This window comes from Rathayibacter sp. PhB186 (assembly GCF_003751825.1).
In the GTDB taxonomy this organism is placed as follows: domain Bacteria; phylum Actinomycetota; class Actinomycetes; order Actinomycetales; family Microbacteriaceae; genus Rathayibacter; species Rathayibacter festucae.
The window spans coordinates 179186-195916 of the sequence record NZ_RJKO01000003.1; the positions used below are offsets into that span (position 1 = coordinate 179186).

The following is a 16731-nucleotide window of genomic DNA, read 5'->3' on the forward strand; positions in this document are numbered from 1 at the left end:
GAGCGGTCTCACCCAGCGCTGGCGCGGAGACACCGGCGGAAGGTCACGGTTCGGCAACGCCGCGGATCGATCTCCCGCCGCGCTTTACAGACCGGTGCACGCGCAATATGTTGTCTCCGTGGACAAAGCCCCTCGGGGCTCCCCGCCCCTCCCGGGCGACGACACGACGACGTGCTCCCACCTGCACGCTCTCGCGCCGTCCTCATCCTCGGACACTGCTTTCAGAGAGGAATGCACTCCATGAAGTTCTCCCGCAGCATCACCACGCTGGCCGCCGCCGGCATCATCTCCCTCGGCCTCGCGGCCTGTTCCGCCAGCCCCGCCAACTCGGGCGGCGCCGCTGCCGGCGCGGGCGCCGAAGGCGACTGCACCGTCGGCATCTCGATGCCCACCCGCAGCCTCGAGCGCTGGATCAACGACGGCGAGGGCCTCCAGTCCCAGCTCGAGGGCGACGGCTGCACCGTCGACCTGCAGTACGCCGACAACAAGACCGACCAGCAGATCTCGCAGATCCAGAACCAGATCGCCGGCGGCTCGAAGATCCTGGTCGTCGCGGCCATCGACGGCGAGGCGCTCGCCCCCGTCCTCGCCGAGGCGAAGAAGCAGAACGCGACCGTCATCGCCTACGACCGACTGATCAACGGCACCGCCGACGTCGACTACTACGCGACGTTCGACAACTACAAGGTCGGCCAGCTCCAGGGCCAGTACATCGAGTCGACCCTCGACCTCGCCAACGCCGCGGGTCCCTTCACCCTCGAGCCCTTCGCCGGCAGCCCCGACGACAACAACGCCAAGTTCTTCTTCTCCGGCGCGTGGGACGTCCTGCAGCCCTACATCGAGAGCGGCAAGCTCGTCGTGCCGTCCGGCAAGTCGCCCGCCTCGGACGACGACTGGGCCTCCATCGGCATCCAGGGCTGGGCCTCGGACAAGGCGCAGTCCGAGATGGACAACCGCCTCTCCTCCTTCTACACCGGTGACCAGAAGGTCGACGTGGTGCTCTCCCCCAACGACAGCCTGGCGATCGGCATCGAGGCCTCGCTGAAGTCCGCCGGCTACGCGCCCGGCGCCGACTACCCGATCATCACCGGGCAGGACGCCGACAAGGCCAACGTCAAGGCGATCCTCGCCGACGAGCAGTCGATGACGGTCTGGAAGGACACCCGCACCCTCGGCGACCGCGTCTTCCAGATGGTGCAGTCGATCGTCGCGGGCGACGAGCCCGAGGTGAACGACACGAAGACCTACGACAACGGCGAGAAGGTCGTCCCGTCCTTCCTCCTCGAGCCCGAGGTCGTCACGAAGGACGACGTGCAGTCGGTCCTCGTCGACTCCGGCTTCCTCAAGGCCGGCGACGTCGGACTCTGATCGGTCGGGCGGGGCAGGGGAGGAGTGATCCTCCCCCACCCCGCCCTTCTCCCCCTTCTTCTCCGCGTCCCACCCATCCTCTGCACAACGAAGTGAGGCCCTGTTGGCCAGTCCCATCCTCATCATGCGCGACATCGTCAAGGAGTTCGGCGGCGGCGTCCGCGCCCTCGACGGCGTCTCGCTCTCGGTCCAGCCGGGCGAGGTCCACGCCATCTGCGGCGAGAACGGCGCCGGCAAGTCGACGCTCATGAAGGTCCTCTCGGGCGTCTACCCCGTCGGCAGCTTCGAGGGCTCGATCGAGTTCGAGGGCCGCCAGGCGCAGTACCGCTCGATCAACGACAGCGAGGCCGACGGCGTCGTCATCATCCACCAGGAGCTCGCTCTGAGCCCCTACCTCTCGATCGCCGAGAACATCTTCCTCGGCAACGAGAAGTCCACCCGCGGCGTCATCAACTGGAACGCCACCAACGCGGAGGCGGCCAAGCTGCTCGCCCGCGTGGGCCTCGCCGAGAGCCCGGCGACGAAGATCCTCGAGCTGGGCGTCGGCAAGCAGCAGCTCGTCGAGATCGCCAAGGCGCTCGCGAAGGAGGTGAAGCTCCTCATCCTCGACGAGCCCACCGCCGCGCTCAACGACGAGGACAGCGACCACCTGCTCGGCCTGATCGACCAGCTGCGCCGCCAGGGCATCACCTGCATCATCATCAGCCACAAGCTGAAGGAGATCCGCGCCATCGCGGACACGGTGACGATCATCCGCGACGGCCGCACCATCGAGAGCTTCGCGATGGCCGGCGAGGACGCCTCCGAGAGCCGGATCATCCGCGCGATGGTCGGCCGCGACCTCAACAGCATGTTCCCGCCGCGCGATCCGCAGATCGGCGAGGAGAAGCTCCGCGTCGAGAACTGGACGGTCCACCACCCGGTCGACATCAACCGGGTCGTCGTCGAGGACGCCTCCTTCACCGTTCGCGCCGGCGAGATCGTCGGCTTCGCGGGGCTGATGGGCGCCGGGCGCACCGAGCTCGCGATGAGCATCTTCGGTCGCAGCTACGGCACCGGCATCTCGGGCCGCGTCTTCAAGGACGGCAAGGAGATCCAGACGCGCACCGTCGAGGAGGCGATCCGCAACGGCCTCGCCTACGCGACCGAGGACCGCAAGCGCTACGGCCTCAACCTCATCGGCGACATCACCGTCAACGTGTCGGCCGCGGCGCTCTCGCGGCTCGCCCGCCTCGGCGTGATCGACAAGCACCGCGAGTACAAGGTCGCCGACTCGTACCGCTCGAAGATGAACATCAAGGCCCCGAGCGTCTCCGCCGTCACCGGCAAGCTCTCGGGCGGCAACCAGCAGAAGGTCGTCCTCTCGAAGTGGATCTTCTCGGGCCCGGACGTGCTGATCCTCGACGAGCCCACCCGCGGCATCGACGTGGGAGCCAAGTACGAGATCTACGGCATCATCAACGAGCTCGCGGCCCAGGGCAAGGCGGTCGTCGTCATCTCGTCCGAGCTGCCCGAGCTGATCGGGCTGGCCGACCGGATCTACACCATCTCCGAGGGGCGCATCACGGGCGAGATCGACCGTGCCGACGCCACCCAGGAGCACCTCATGCACTACATGACCGCCGGAAAGGAACAGGCCCGATGAGCGCCACGACCACGACAGCCCCGAGCGGAACGCCGGCGAGCACGCCGTCGACGCCGCCCAAGCGGGCACGCCGACTGAACATCAACCTCCGCCAGTACGGCATCCTCGCCGCGCTCGCGATCATCATCCTGCTCTTCCAGGTCCTGACGAACGGCCGGCTGCTGCTGCCGGGCAACGTCAACAACCTGATCCAGCAGAACGCCTACGTGCTGATCCTCGCGATCGGCATGGTGATGGTGATCATCGCCGGCCACATCGACCTCTCGGTCGGCTCGGTCGTCGCGATGGTCGGCGCCATCTCCGCGATCGCGATGAACAACTGGGGCCTGCCCTGGTGGGCCGCCGTGATCGTCGCCCTGGTCACCGGCGCCGCCGTCGGCGCCTGGCAGGGCTTCTGGGTCGCCTTCGTCGGGATACCGGCGTTCATCGTGACCCTCGCGGGCATGCTGATCTTCCGCGGCTTCACCCTGGTCCTGCTCACCGGCGGCACGATCAACGGCCTGCCGACCGAGTTCACCGCGATCGGCGCGGGCTGGCTGCCGGGCGTGCTCGGCGGCATCGCCGGCCGGGATGCGCTCACCCTGCTGCTCGGGCTCCTCGTCTGCGTCGCCCTCGTCGTGCAGCAGGTGCGCACCCGCGCCACGCTGCGCCGTCTCGAGCTCCCGCGCGAGCCGATCGCCTCCTTCTACGTGAAGGCCGTCGTCGCGGTCGTCGCGATCATGGCCCTCGCCTGGCTGCTCGCGGGCTACAGCGGCACGCCGATCATCCTGATCGTGCTCGCCGTGCTGATCCTCGCCTACAGCTTCGTGCTCGGGCGGACGGTCTTCGGCCGCCACATCTACGCGATGGGCGGCAACCTGTTCGCCGCGATGATGTCGGGCGTGAAGACGAAGTGGGTCAACTTCTTCATCTTCGTCAACATGGGAGCGCTGGCCGGCGTCGCGGGCATCGTGAGCACGGCCCGCGCGGGCGGCGCCGTCGCCTCCGCCGGTCAGAACTACGAGCTCGACGCGATCGCCGCGGTCTTCATCGGCGGCGCGGCCGTCCAGGGCGGCGTCGGCACGGTGGTCGGCGCGGTCATCGGCGGTCTCGTGATGGGCGTGCTCAACATGGGCCTGTCGATCCTCTCCGTCGACGCCGCGTGGCAGATGGCGATCAAGGGCTTCGTGCTCCTGCTGGCCGTCGCGTTCGACATCTTCAACAAGAGGAGGGCGGGCGGGCGCTAGCCTTCTCTCCTCCCTGCACCGTGCTCGGGCGCGTGCTCTCTCCACGGAGGGCCCGCGCCCGAGCGCATCCCCGGACCGGTGCCCCATCGCGCCGACGAGAGGCTGAGCAGCATGGCAGGAGCAGTCGGAGCATCGAGCAACGCTCTGCTCCGTCGGCACAACCTCGCCGCCATCGCGACCCTGGTGCACCGCTCCGGACCGATCAGCCGCGCCGAGCTGGGCCGCCTGACCGGCCTGAACCGCTCGGCGGTCGCCAACCTCGTCGGCGAGCTGAGCGAGCTCGGCTGGGTGGAGGAGGAGACCACCGCCTCCGACGGCCGCATCGGCCGCCCGAGCGCGACGGTCGTCCCCGGCCGCACCTTCGCGATGGTCGGCGTCCACCTCGACACCGACGCGATCATCGTCGGCCTGGTCGGCCTGCACGGCGACCTCCTCCGCCGCGTCCGCTTCGACACCCCGAAGCCGGCGAGCCCGGCGACCGTCGTCCGCGTGGTCAGCGGCATCGTGGCCGGCTTCCGCGCCGAGCGGGAGACCCATCGCGTCCTCCTCGGCGCCGGCGTCGCCGTGCCGGGCCTCGTGCAGGCCGACTCGGGCTTCGTGCACCGCGCGCCGCACCTCGGCTGGCGCGACGTCGACCTCGCGTCGCAGCTCAGCCGCGCGCTCGACCTCCCCGTCTCGGTCGGCAACGACGCCACGCTCGGCGCGATCGGCGAGTCGCTGTTCGGAGCCGCACGGGGCGTCGCCGACGTCGTCTACGTGACCGGCGGCGCCAGCGGCATCGGCGGCGGCGTGATCATCGGCGGCGTTCCCCTGCAGGGCTCCTCCGGGTTCGCGGCGGAGCTCGGCCACACCCTCGTCGCCGTGAACGGCCGCCTCTGCGGCTGCGGGCGGCACGGCTGCCTCGAGGCGGAGGTCCGGATGCGCTCCCTCCTCGACGTGCTCGGCGCCCGCGTCCTCGATCAGGACGAGCTCGACATCGCGCTCGGCACCTCCCGCGACCCCGCCGTCCTCGGGGAGGTGGCCCGCCAGGTCGACCTGCTCGCCGAGGGCCTCTCGACCTACATCAACCTCTTCAACCCGACCGCTGTCGTCCTCGGCGGCTTCCTCGGCTCGCTGCTCACCGTCGACCGCGAGCGCCTCGCCGCCCGCGTCTCGGCGCGCGCCCTCAGCGACCTCGCCCGCGGTGTCCGGATCGAGCGCGCGGCGCTGCGATCGAGGCTGGAGCTGGTGGGGGCCGCGGAGCTACCCTGGCGTCGCGCGCTCGCGGATCCCGCGGCGGCGGTCGGCGGCTCGGAGCCGCCTCCCGCGTCCGGCCCCGGCTCGCGGACGGACGCCCTCGGCGCCCGCGCCTGACACCGACGTCGAGGAGCACGAGCATGGCCGACTTCAACGAGCAGATCATCGCGGAGTTCCGCGCGAACGGCGGCACGGTGACGACCGCGGGCTTCGGCCGCAGCCTCGTCCTCGTGCACCACACCGGCGCGCGATCCGGCGAGGAGCGCATCGCCCCGCTGATGGGCCTGCACCCCTCCGACGACGTCTGGCTGATCGCCGCCTCCGCCGCCGGCGCCCCGAAGCACCCCGCCTGGTTCCACAACCTCGAGGCGAACCCCGACACCGTGATCGAGACCCCCGACGACGGCACCGTCCCCGTCCGCGCCCGTGTCCTCGAGGGCGCCGAGCGCGACGCCGGCTGGAAGCGCTTCACCGACGCCTCCGACGGCTTCAAGGGCTACGAGGCCAAGACCACCCGCACCATCCCGGTCGTGGAACTCACCCGCCGCTGACCCCCGCCCCCCTCTCCCCCTCCGCGAGATGCCACTTGTGCACGCGACACGCCGTGAAAGGCGTGCACAAGTGGCATCTCGCGGGGGGCGCCGGGCGTCAGCGGAAGGGGACGGGGACCGCGTCGGGGGTCGACCAGCGGAGGGCGAGCCGCTCGCGGAAGCCGTCGCGCCGCAGCTCCGCCTCGAGGGCGTCGATGACGATCGGCAGCAGCGCGCGCCGCTCCACCAGCACGTCGAGCACGAGCTCGGCGCCGTCCGTGAGGAGCACCGAGCCGACCTCGGGCAGCACCGCGATCCACTGACGCCCGCCCACCTGCACGTGCCGGTGCCGGCGGAGTCGGCGGAGCAGCTCGGGCAGCGCCCGCGAGTCGAGGCCGCCGACGTCGGCGCGGAGAGCGATCATGTCGCCGACAGTGCCCACCCGCGGCATCCGCCCGGTGAACACGAGCCCCACCCCCGGTGTCCACTCTGCCCGTCATGACGAGGGCGTTGCGTGCATCCGGGTCGCTCCGACTCCGATCGAGTGCCCTCTCCGGGGTGTCACTCGGACCCTGCTCGCCACCGCGATCACGGCTCTCGCGCCCACAGCTCGTCTCGACCGGCTTTCGCAGTAGTTTTATCAAGCCCTACACAGTCAGGATCGGTGAAAACTTGCGAGAAACTTCGATCGTGGTCTTCGAGGAGGCGATGCGGCGACTGAACGCGGGGTCGACCGCGCACTCACTCGAGAACCAGAACCTCGATTTCAAGGCCGACGGCCGATCCGCCGACGACGACGTCCTCAACATCGCTGAGGCAGCGGCGTGTTTCGCGAACGCGTCGGGGGGCCTGGTCATCGTCGGCGTGCAGGACCGCGTCGCAGGACCGGACGCCGTCGTGGGGTCTCGCCTCGATCCCGAGCGGACTCGATCCCGCATCTTCGAACTGACGGAGCCGAGCCTGCTCGTCGACGTGTCGACTCGGATGTTCGACGGTGCTCCGGTCGTCGTGGTCGACGTGCCGGCGAGCGTCACAGTGCACAGCGTGAAGAGCCGCATCCCCACCGAGCGCATCGGAGATGCGTGCACTCCGATGTCCACGGATCGCATCGCTTCCGTCATCGCCGAGCGACGCGGTCAGGACTGGTCGGCGGACGCGTCCGGAACGATGGCGTCCGCCTCTGATCCGCTCGCAATGGCGGCTGTGCGACGGCTGCTGGAGCGGGCGGCGTCACCGACGAGCCGGAGGCTGGCACAGCAGGCGCACGAGATCGACGTCCTCCGCGGCCTCGGCGTGGTGACCGATGACGGTCGGCTCACCAACGCCGGCGCGCTGCTCGTCACGGACGAGTACGCCCTGGCGGCGACCTTCTCCTATGTCCACCGAAGGACTCCCGCCGGAACCCTGACGGCTAACGAGCAGCTCTCCGGCCCTCTCGTGCTCCTGCTCGAGCAGCTCTTCCAGCTGATCAGTGCACGGATCGACACGACGCCTCTCTCGATCGGGAAGGGCCAGCAGCTTCACATCGCCGACCTGCCCGAAGCCGCCATTCGTGAAGTGGTGGTCAACGCCGCGATGCACCGGGACTACCGAGGTCGTGGCCGGGTCACCATCGAGCACACGCAGACCCAGCTCGTCGTCACCTCTCCAGGCGGCTTCGTCAGCGGAGTACGTGCGGACAACGTCCTGACGACGTCATCGCGTCCGAGGAACGGCCAGCTCGCCGGCGCGCTCCGGACACTCGGCTACGCCGAGACGGCTGGATCGGGTGTCGACAAGATGTACGCCGAGATGGCACGACTAGGGCACCAGCCGCCGTCGTTCCTCTCCGAAGGCGATCACGTGCGCGTGACTCTGATCGGAGGTGCCCCGAACTCCGCTCTCACTCGTTTCGTGGCGACACTTCCGCCGGAGGAGACCGAGGACGCTGACACCATGACGATCCTGCTCACGCTCCTCACTCAGCGCACGGTCACCGCTGAGCAGCTCGTGCCCGTACTGCAGAAGTCAGGGGTCTCGGAAGCGCAGTCGGTCCTGGAGCGACTGGACTCGGAGCGCGTGCCGCTGCTCGAACCGACCCGGGAGACCTCGAGGAGGACTCTGCCGCGGTATCGCCTTCGGGAGGGCCCCCTCGCGGCCCTGGGAGCCGCCGTCACCTACCGTCGGCGAACGACCGATCAGCTGGACCGCAAGATCATCGATCTGCTCCGAGAGACCGGGGTCGTCAACGCACGGATGGTGCGCGTTCTCCTCGACCTCGACTCCCAGTCGACATCGCGCCTCATCGCAGACCTCATCAAGCGCGATCTGCTCGCGAAATCTCCAGGACCCGAACGCGGACCGGCGGTGTCCTACGGGCCGGGACCGGCATTCCCTGCCAAGACACGCCACCACCGAGCGCCGCAGGATCCGGGCCCCGGCGAACAGCTGCAGTTCCCGATCGAGTGAGCTTCAGGAGGCCTGAGTGAACCGTGCTTCGGAGCGACACAGCCCGCGGGAACGACGCAGCCCACGGAAACAGCACAGCCCACGGAAACAGCACAGCCCACGGAAACAGCACAGCCCCCGGAAACAGCACAGCCCCCGACCGGATTCCGATCGGGGGCTGTGTCTCTGGTGCGCGAGGGGGGAGTTGAACCCCCACGCCCTTTCGGGCACACGGACCTGAACCGTGCGCGTCTGCCTATTCCGCCACTCGCGCTCACCAACGGCACCGAAGCACCGACGAGAAAGACTAGCACTCCCGCGGCCGAGAGCGGAAACCGGGCCCCGCGACCACGGGATTCGCGTGCCACCTCGGGCTCGCAGAACGGTCCTCGGCTCGCGAGATCGGCGCATTCGAGCGTGCCGGACGACGTTCCGCGAGCCGGAGCCCACCCGTCCGGACGGGCGCGGTCCGCAGCCCGAATCCCGCTCGGGGAGGCCGTATCCAGAGCATCCCAGTAACATGCCCGTAGCCGTGCGCGGCGCAGACACGAGATCGGAAGCGGACCGGGCGCGCAGACACCTCGATCCCAACGCGACCGCCGAGAGGCGAAGAAACGGAAGATCGGAAGACTGTGGGCATTCTGGACAACTTCGAGAAGGGACTCGAGCGCGTCGTCAACGGCGCTTTCGCTCGGACCTTCAAGTCGGGTCTGCAGCCGGTCGAGCTCGCCTCCGCTCTCCGCCGCGAGCTCGACACCACGGCGGCCGTGGTCACCCGCGACCGCATCCTCGTGCCCAACCAGCTGACCCTGCGCATGTCCGCCGCCGACCTCGACCGGATGGAGCGGATGGGCCCGACGCTCATCGACGAGCTCACCACGGTCGCCACCGAGCACGCCAAGAAGCAGGGCTTCCGCTTCTCCGGCCCGATCGACATCTCGCTCGCCGCCGACGAGTCGCTCAGCGCCGGGATGGTCGAGGTCGACTCCCGCAGCGTCAAGGGCGTCGTCGCCTCCACGCCCGCGCTCGAGATCGACGGCAAGCGCTACCCGATCACGAAGTCCAGGACGGTCATCGGCCGCGGCAGCGACGCCGACATCACGGTCGACGACTCCGGCACCTCCCGCAAGCACGTCGAGATCCTCTGGGACGGCGTCCGCGCCCAGGTCCACGACCTCGGCTCCACCAACGGATCCAAGCTCGACGGCAAGCCCGTCACCCAGGCGCCGCTCTCGCCCGGGCAGACCATCTCGATCGGACGCACGCGGATCGTCTTCCGCGTCGTCCAGGGCGCCGCACCCGCGCGCGCCGACCGCTCGCCGTCCGGTCCGTCCGGGCGCTCCTCCGAGGGATTCTGGGACGACCGGCTATGAGCGAGCTCACTCTCTTCCTCCTGCGCATCGCGTTCCTCGCGCTGCTGTGGTTCTTCGTGTTCGGCATCGTCTACGCGCTGCGCTCCGACCTGTTCGGCCAGCGGGTGCGCAAGCTGCCCGCCGGCCAGCAGCCGGCCGCCGGCCAGGACGCCGCTCCGTTCGTCACGGCCGCGCAGCCCGTCGTGGCCGCTGCGGCCGCCGCCCCCGCACCCCAGCCGTCGGCCCCCTCCGCGCGGCGCCCCCGCGAGGAGCGCACCGACTCCGGCGGCGTCGCCACCGTGCACACCGCGCAGCGCCTCGTCATCACCTCGGGCCCCAAGCGCGGCACCGAGCTCGAGCTCAACGGCGAGCCGCTCACGATCGGCCGCTCCTCGGAGTCGGCGCTGGTGATCCGCGACGACTACACCTCGACGCACCACGCTCGCCTGCTGATCTGGAACGACGAGTGGATGATCCAGGACCTCGATTCCACCAACGGCACGTTCCTCGACGGCCGTCGCGTCGGCGCCCCCACCAAGGTGCCGCTGAACACCCCGGTCAAGGTCGGCACGACGACCTTCGAGCTGCGGCGGTCGTAGCACGTGGCAGCCACACCCGACAGCGCCGCGGAGACGGGCGTCACGCGCGAGAGCGCCGCCGTCTCGCACGTCGGCCGCATCCGCTCCAACAACCAGGACTCCGGCTACGCGGGCCGGCAGCTCTTCGTCGTCGCCGACGGGATGGGCGGGCACGCGGGCGGCGACGTCGCCTCCTCCATCGCTATCAAGCGCATCGCCCAGGCCGACCGCACCTACGCCTCCACCTACGAGGCGGAGGACGAGCTGAAGCGCACCCTCCTCGCCGCGAACACGATGCTGGCCGACGCCGTCGTCGACCACCCCGAGCTCACCGGCATGGGCACCACCGTCAGCGCGATCGTCCGCGTGGGCGAGTCGGTCGCCATCGCGCACATCGGCGACTCCCGGATCTACGTGCTGCGCGACGGCAAGCTCGAGCAGGTCACCACCGACCACACCTTCGTCCAGCGACTCGTCGACTCCGGCCGCATCACCGAGGAGGAGGCGATGACGCACCCGCGCCGCTCCGTCCTCATGCGGGTCCTCGGCGACGTGCACACGAATCCCGAGATCGACACCCTCACCCTCGAGACCGAGCCGAACGACCGCTGGCTGATCTGCTCCGACGGCCTCTCCGGCGTCGTCCCGCACGACGAGATCCAGAAGGAGCTCTCGCGCGACGAGACGGCGCAGCAGGTCGCCGACCGCCTGATCCGCGACAGCCTCTCGCACGGCGCACCGGACAACGTGACCGTCGTCATCCTCGACGTCCCGGGCGCCGGCGACACCGCGCAGATCCTCGCGCCGACGGCCGAGCCCGTGATCGTCGGCTCCGCCGCAGCGCCCACGCCGCTCAGCACCGACGACTCGCAGAACCGGATCCGCATCCCCGGCCTCCGCCTGCACACCCGCGCCCCGGCCGCCCAGGGCCCGACCCACTTCGAGCCCGCGTCCGAGGACTACCTCGACGAGCTGATCGAGGAGGACCGCCGCCGGCACCTGCGCCGCCGGATCACCTGGCTCGTCGGCCTCTCGCTCGTGCTGATCGCCGGTTTCCTCGGCGTCCTGCTCGCCTACGACTGGACGCAGTCGCGCTTCTACGTCGGCACCGACGGCCAGAACGTGATCATCTACCAGGGCATCCAGCAGTCGGTCGGCCCGCTCTCGCTCTCCGGAGTGAAGGAGGACACGGGGATCCCCCTCGACTCCCTCCGCGACTACGACGTCGAGCAGCTCGAGCAGACGATCAGCGCCGACTCCTACGCCGGCGCGGTCGACATCGTCGAGCGCCTGACGGACGCGAACGGAGCACCGTGACCGCCACCGCCACTCCCCCCGTGACCCGCGAGCGCCCGCGCTTCCTCCGCCAGCGCCTGCGCAACCTCGAGCTCCTGCTGCTGATAGGCGCCTGCCTGATCGACGCCTCGGCGATCGTCCTGGTCCAGCTCGGCGCCCTCGGCGCGGTCGACACCACCCTCGTCTCGCTCGGCGCCGGCCTCTCCGGCCTCGTGCTGGTCGTCCACGTCGTGCTGCGCTTCGCGGCGCCCGAGGCCGATCCCTTCCTCCTGCCGATCGCCACCGTCCTCAACGGGCTCGGCGTCGCCGAGATCTACCGGATCGACATCGCCGACGGCGCGACCGGCTGGGAGTCGGTCGCCGTCCGGCAGATCATCTGGAGCGGCCTCGCGATCGTCGCCGCGATCGTCGTCCTGCTGGTGATCCGCAACCACCGCGTCCTCTTCCGTTACACCTACGTGGCCGGATTCGCGGCGATCGTGCTGCTCCTGCTCCCCCTGCTGCCTTTCATCGGCAAGGAGGTCAGCGGCGCGCGCGTCTGGATCGGCATCGGCGACTTCTTCAGCTTCCAGCCCGGCGAGATCGCCAAGATCGCGCTCGCGGTCTTCTTCGCCGGCTACCTCGTCCGCAACCGCGACTCGCTCTCGATGGTCGGCAAGACCTTCCTGAAGATGCGCTTCCCGCGGCTGCGCGACCTCGGTCCGATCCTCGTGGTCTGGGCGGTGACGATGGGCGTCATCGTCTTCCAGCGCGACCTCGGCACCGCGCTGCTCTACTTCGGCCTGTTCCTTGTGATGCTCTACGTGGCGACCGGCCGCACCAGCTGGGTGCTCATCGGCGTCGGGCTCTTCCTCGGCGGCGCGATCCTCGCCAGCCAGACCCTCGGCTACGTCGGCAACCGCTTCGCGAACTGGCTCGACGCCTTCAGCTCCGAGCGCTACGGCGCCGACCCCGGCGGCAGCTACCAGCTCGTGCAGGGCCTGTTCGGCCTCGCGCACGGCGGCCTGCTCGGCACCGGCCTCGGCCAGGGCATGCCCGACATCACCCCGGTCCCGCAGTCGGACTACATCATCGCGAGCCTGGGCGAGGAGCTCGGCCTCGCCGGCCTCTTCGCGATCTTCGGCCTCTACCTCCTGCTGGTCTCGCGCGGCTTCCGGATCGGCTTCGCCGGCCAGGACGACTTCGGCCGGCTCCTCGGCGTCGGGCTCTCGTTCGTGATCGCCCTGCAGTGCTTCATCGTCATCGGCGGCGTCACCCGCGTCATCCCGCTCACCGGCCTCACGACGCCGTTCCTCGCGGCCGGCGGCTCGTCGCTGGTCGCGAACTGGATGATCGTCGCCGTCCTGCTCCGCCTGTCCGACACAGTGCGCAATCAGCCGCGTCTGGTGGTGTGACTCCCCGATGAACCGAGAACTCAAGCGCGTGAGCTTCGTCGTCCTGGCGATGTTCGTGGCCCTCTTCGTGTCCACCTCCACCATCCAGGTCCTCCAGGCCGACACCCTCTCCGAGGACTCCCGGAACACCCGGACGCTGTACGAGAGCTTCTCGACGGAGCGCGGCGTCATCCTCGCCGGCGGGGAGCCCATCGCCTCCTCGACGCCGTCCGACGACATCTACAAGTTCCAGCGCCAGTACGCGAACGGACCGCTCTACTCGGCGGTGACCGGCTACTTCACCCTGAACCAGGGCACGACGGGCATCGAGCGCTCGCTGAACGACTACCTCTCCGGCACCTCGAACTCGCAGTTCTTCGACGAGATCAACAACCTCGTCACCGGCCAGGACCCCAAGGGCGCCTCGGTCGAGCTCTCGATCGACCCGGTCGCGCAGCAGGCGGCGTTCGACGCCCTCGGCGACTACACCGGAGCGGTCGTCGTCACCGAGCCGGCCACCGGCCGCATCCTCGCGATGGTCTCCAAGCCGACCTTCGATCCGACCGCCCTGGCGTCGCACGACACCGACGACGTCCTCGCGGCGTACCGCGCACTGAACGACGACCCGACCGATCCGCTCATCAACCGCGCCATCGGCGGCTCGCTCAACCCGCCCGGCTCGGTCTTCAAGCTCGTCGTCGCCTCGGCCGCCCTCGAGTCCGGCCGCTTCACGCCGGATTCCAGCTTCCCGAACGTCCAGGCGTACACACTGCCGGGCTCGAGCTCGCAGGTGACCAACTCCGGCGGCGGCCTCTGCGGCTCCGGAGACACGGTGACCCTCGCCACGGCGGTCTCGCTCTCCTGCAACGTGCCGATGGCCGAGATGGGCGTGCAGCTCGGCGCCGCCGCGATCCGCGCCCAGGCGGAGAAGTTCGGCTTCGACACCGAGCTCGAGATCCCGATGTCGGTCGAGGCGAGCACCTACCCGCAGACCACGGACGACGCGCAGACGGCGCTGACCGCCTTCGGCCAGTACGAGGTGCGAGCGACCCCGCTGCAGATCGCGATGGTCTCCGCGGCGATCGCGAACGGCGGCGAGGTGATGCAGCCGAACCTCGTCGACGTCATCCGCTCGCAGGACCTCAGCGTGCTGCAGCGCTTCGAGGAGAAGTCGCTCGGGCGGGCCGTGAGCACCGAGACGGCGGACGCCGTGAAGGCCATGATGGTCGCCAGCGTCCAGGGCGGCGCGGCGACGAATGCAACAATAGGTGGCGTCACGGTGGCCGGTAAGACCGGCACCGCTGAGAACGGCGGGGACGACCCGTACACCCTCTGGTTCACCGGATTCGCTCCTGCGGACGATCCGCAGTACGCCATCACCGTCCTCGTGGAGGACGGCGGGGGGCTCGGCCAGACCGGGTACGGCAACCTGATCGCCGCACCCATCGCACAACAGGTACTAGAGGCGGTGCTGAACAAATGAGACCCACATCAGGCCTCACCTTCGGGGGACGCTACGAACTGCAGTCCCGGATCGCCATCGGCGGCATGGGAGAGGTGTGGCAGGCGACGGATCTCGTCATCGGCCGCACGATCGCGATCAAGATCCTCAAGGACGAGTACCTCGGCGACCCCGGGTTCCTCGAGCGCTTCCGCGCCGAGGCCCGGCACGCCGCGCTCGTCAACCACGAGGGCATCGCCAACGTCTACGACTACGGCGAGGAGGACGGCTCGGCCTACCTCGTGATGGAGCTGGTGCCCGGCGAGGCGCTCTCCACGGTCCTCGAGCGCGAGCGTGTGCTGTCGACCGACAAGGTCCTCGACATCGTGGCGCAGACCGCGCTGGCCCTGCACGCAGCGCACGCCGCGGGACTGGTGCACCGCGACGTGAAGCCCGGCAATCTCCTGATCACGCCCGATGGCCGCGTGAAGATCACCGACTTCGGCATCGCCCGCATCGCCGACCAGGTCCCGCTCACCGCGACCGGCCAGGTCATGGGCACCGTTCAGTACCTCTCCCCCGAGCAGGCGAGCGGCCAGCCCGCCTCCCCCGCGACGGACATCTACTCGCTGGGCATCGTCGCGTACGAGTGCCTCGCGGGCCGCCGGCCGTTCACCGGGGAGTCGCAGGTCGCCATCGCGATGGCCCAGATCAACGACACCCCGCCGGAGCTGCCGGTCACGGTCGCCGAGCCCGTGCGCAACCTGGTCTACTCCTGCATCGCGAAGAAGCCGGTCGACCGGCCGGCGACCGCCGCGCACCTCGCCCGCGCCGCGCAGGCCCTGCGCTCGGGCGACGTCCGCGGTGCCGCCCTCGCGGTGCCGGCCGTCGCCGCCGACCTGCCCAACACGCAGGCCACGACCGTCCTGCCCTCCGCGGCGGGCAACGCGACCCAGGCGACGACGATTCTCGGCGCCGGAGCGACGACCGCCTTCGCGGCGAACCCGCCGACGGGCGCCCTGGACGAGCCGATCGAGGCCGAGGAGCCGCGCAAGCGCAGCCCCTGGACCTGGCCGCTCGTCGCCCTGATCGTGATCCTCGCCGTCGTGATCGGCGGCACGATCTTCGCGCTGACCAGCAACGGCAGCACTGAGGCCGAGCCGACGCCGAGCCAGACGGTCAGCCAGACCCCGTCGCAGGCGCCGTCCCCCTCGCAGACCCCGTCGGCGACGCCGAGCTCGAACATCGTGGTCATCAACTCCTCCGACTACGTCGGCCGTCCCTTCGACGAGGTCGAGGCCGAGCTCACCGAGCTCGGGATGGGCGTCCAGCGCGAGGAGGGCTCCAGCGCCCCCAGCTCGGACCAGGTCGGCGCGGTCGAGGAGGTCAACCCGACCGCGAACGTGATCAAGGGCACCACGATCGTCGTCACGACCTACACCGAGGTCGCCGTCCCCGGTGCCCCGACCGCCGTCCCGACCGTCACCCCCGCCGCGTCGAGCGTCGAGCCCGGCGACACGTTCAACGTCACCTGGAGCAACTACAACCAGTGCCCGAGCGGAACCTCCGTGACCGGTTACCGCGTGACCGTGGCCGGCGAAGGCGCGACCGTGACGAGCACCAACCCGTCGACGTCGACCACCGCGACGATCCAGGCCGGCGAGTCCGCGGGCACGATCGACATCACCTACACGGTGCTCTGCGGCGAGCCCGAGTCCCCCGCCTCGCCGACCCTCTCGGTCCCCGTCGTGGCCCCGACCCCGACGCAGACCCCGACGTCGACGGCCACCCCGACCTCGTCGGCGCCGGCCTCGAACGCCCCCGACGAGCGCTGACCCTCCCCGCTCGAACGAGCCCGCCCTCCGACCGCGACCGCGGAACCGGAGGGCGGGCTCCTCGCTTTCAGCGGCCGCGACTGTCCTGACGGCGAACCAGGGCACGTGTGACCACGGCAGCGACCACCCCCGAGACGGCAGCGATGCTGATCCGCGCCGGAGCGGGCAGCTCCGTTCCTACGGCGAGCACCACTGCGATGGTGAGGACCACGAGCAGTAGCGCGACGACCGCGAGGCGATCCGCGGAGAAACGAGAGGACGAGGACATGGGACTCCTTCGATCGATGTCGGTCTGACGAACGACGAGCCGCACGATGAGCCCGTCGCATAATGAGGCGATCTCACCATCTGATATCCGAGGCTCCTCGTCAATGGAATAGCGAATGTGGCGCGAGGCGCTGTCGCACGACGTCGGTCTCGGAAG

General features: G+C 69.9%; 13 protein-coding genes and 1 tRNA gene. 12 read left to right on the forward strand and 2 right to left on the reverse strand.

The genetic code is table 11. The annotated features are described in order from the left end of the window. Positions 1-240: 240 nt before the first annotated feature. The 5 genes from chvE to EDF45_RS10885 all read left to right on the forward strand — a co-directional run bounded on the left by chvE (position 241) and on the right by EDF45_RS10885 (position 6026). Positions 241-1368 carry a multiple monosaccharide ABC transporter substrate-binding protein gene (gene chvE, locus EDF45_RS10865; RefSeq protein ID WP_374204751.1) on the forward strand — a complete coding sequence of 376 codons (1128 nt, stop codon included), beginning with the start codon at positions 241-243 and terminating at the stop codon, positions 1366-1368. A gap of 124 nt (positions 1369-1492) precedes the next feature. After that, positions 1493-3013 (forward strand): multiple monosaccharide ABC transporter ATP-binding protein, encoded by a 1521-nt coding sequence (mmsA, locus tag EDF45_RS10870; RefSeq protein WP_123447230.1) that lies wholly within the window; start codon positions 1493-1495, stop codon positions 3011-3013. After that, the gene (gene mmsB, locus EDF45_RS10875; protein ID WP_123736170.1) at positions 3010-4239 is read left to right on the forward strand and encodes a multiple monosaccharide ABC transporter permease; all 1230 of its coding nucleotides are present in this window, start codon (positions 3010-3012) and stop codon (positions 4237-4239) included. Before mmsA ends, mmsB begins: the two co-directional genes overlap by 4 nt. Positions 4240-4350: 111 nt before the next feature. Beyond that, entirely contained in the window at positions 4351-5592 is a 1242-nt protein-coding gene (locus tag EDF45_RS10880; RefSeq protein WP_123736169.1) for an ROK family transcriptional regulator, read from the forward strand. Between the two features lie 23 nt (positions 5593-5615). Then, a complete protein-coding gene (locus EDF45_RS10885; protein WP_123736168.1) occupies positions 5616-6026 on the forward strand; it encodes a nitroreductase/quinone reductase family protein in 411 nt (136 codons plus the stop codon). A gap of 97 nt (positions 6027-6123) precedes the next feature. Here EDF45_RS10885 and EDF45_RS10890 read toward each other — a convergent pair whose 3' ends face one another. After that, the gene (locus EDF45_RS10890) at positions 6124-6447 is read right to left on the reverse strand and encodes a hypothetical protein (RefSeq protein ID WP_148070828.1); all 324 of its coding nucleotides are present in this window, start codon (positions 6445-6447) and stop codon (positions 6124-6126) included. A 248-nt stretch (positions 6448-6695) separates the two neighbouring features. On the opposite strand from EDF45_RS10890, the gene EDF45_RS10895 reads away from it, so the two are divergent. After that, a complete protein-coding gene (locus tag EDF45_RS10895) occupies positions 6696-8453 on the forward strand; it encodes an ATP-binding protein (RefSeq protein ID WP_185020150.1) in 1758 nt (585 codons plus the stop codon). A 166-nt stretch (positions 8454-8619) separates the two neighbouring features. Here EDF45_RS10895 and EDF45_RS10900 read toward each other — a convergent pair. Then, positions 8620-8706 (reverse strand) — tRNA-Leu (locus EDF45_RS10900). A gap of 358 nt (positions 8707-9064) precedes the next feature. On the opposite strand from EDF45_RS10900, the gene EDF45_RS10905 reads away from it, so the two are divergent. Genes EDF45_RS10905 through EDF45_RS10930 form a run of 6 tightly spaced genes read left to right on the forward strand, consistent with a single transcriptional unit; the run spans position 9065 to position 16307 of the window. Next, positions 9065-9805 carry a DUF3662 and FHA domain-containing protein gene (locus tag EDF45_RS10905; RefSeq protein WP_123447236.1) on the forward strand — a complete coding sequence of 247 codons (741 nt, stop codon included), beginning with the start codon at positions 9065-9067 and terminating at the stop codon, positions 9803-9805. Further along, positions 9802-10383, forward strand: a complete 582-nt coding sequence (locus tag EDF45_RS10910; protein WP_123736165.1) for an FHA domain-containing protein — start codon at positions 9802-9804, stop codon at positions 10381-10383. The genes EDF45_RS10905 and EDF45_RS10910 overlap by 4 nt, the downstream gene beginning before the upstream one ends. Before the next feature lie 3 nt (positions 10384-10386). Further along, positions 10387-11679, forward strand: coding sequence for a Stp1/IreP family PP2C-type Ser/Thr phosphatase (locus tag EDF45_RS10915; protein ID WP_123447238.1), 1293 nt, complete (start codon positions 10387-10389; stop codon positions 11677-11679). After that, positions 11676-13052 carry an FtsW/RodA/SpoVE family cell cycle protein gene (locus EDF45_RS10920; RefSeq protein ID WP_123736164.1) on the forward strand — a complete coding sequence of 459 codons (1377 nt, stop codon included), beginning with the start codon at positions 11676-11678 and terminating at the stop codon, positions 13050-13052. The genes EDF45_RS10915 and EDF45_RS10920 overlap by 4 nt, the downstream gene beginning before the upstream one ends. Before the next feature lie 7 nt (positions 13053-13059). After that, positions 13060-14514, forward strand: coding sequence for a penicillin-binding protein 2 (locus tag EDF45_RS10925; RefSeq protein WP_123736163.1), 1455 nt, complete (start codon positions 13060-13062; stop codon positions 14512-14514). Beyond that, positions 14511-16307, forward strand: a complete 1797-nt coding sequence (locus tag EDF45_RS10930) for a protein kinase domain-containing protein (RefSeq protein WP_123736162.1) — start codon at positions 14511-14513, stop codon at positions 16305-16307. The genes EDF45_RS10925 and EDF45_RS10930 overlap by 4 nt, the downstream gene beginning before the upstream one ends. Positions 16308-16731: the final 424 nt, after the last annotated feature.

Excerpts from the sequence above, each read along its gene's own strand:
- EDF45_RS10925 (WP_123736163.1), top strand. The coding sequence starts at position 13,060 with ATGAACCGAGAACTCAAGCGCGTGAGCTTCGTCGTCCTGGCGATGTTC.
- mmsA (WP_123447230.1), top strand. The coding sequence starts at position 1,493 with ATGCGCGACATCGTCAAGGAGTTCGGCGGCGGCGTCCGCGCCCTCGAC.
- mmsB (WP_123736170.1), top strand. The coding sequence starts at position 3,010 with ATGAGCGCCACGACCACGACAGCCCCGAGCGGAACGCCGGCGAGCACG.
- chvE (WP_374204751.1), top strand. The coding sequence starts at position 241 with ATGAAGTTCTCCCGCAGCATCACCACGCTGGCCGCCGCCGGCATCATC.
- EDF45_RS10880 (WP_123736169.1), top strand. The coding sequence starts at position 4,351 with ATGGCAGGAGCAGTCGGAGCATCGAGCAACGCTCTGCTCCGTCGGCAC.
- EDF45_RS10930 (WP_123736162.1), top strand. The coding sequence starts at position 14,511 with ATGAGACCCACATCAGGCCTCACCTTCGGGGGACGCTACGAACTGCAG.
- EDF45_RS10910 (WP_123736165.1), top strand. The coding sequence starts at position 9,802 with ATGAGCGAGCTCACTCTCTTCCTCCTGCGCATCGCGTTCCTCGCGCTG.
- EDF45_RS10885 (WP_123736168.1), top strand. The coding sequence starts at position 5,616 with ATGGCCGACTTCAACGAGCAGATCATCGCGGAGTTCCGCGCGAACGGC.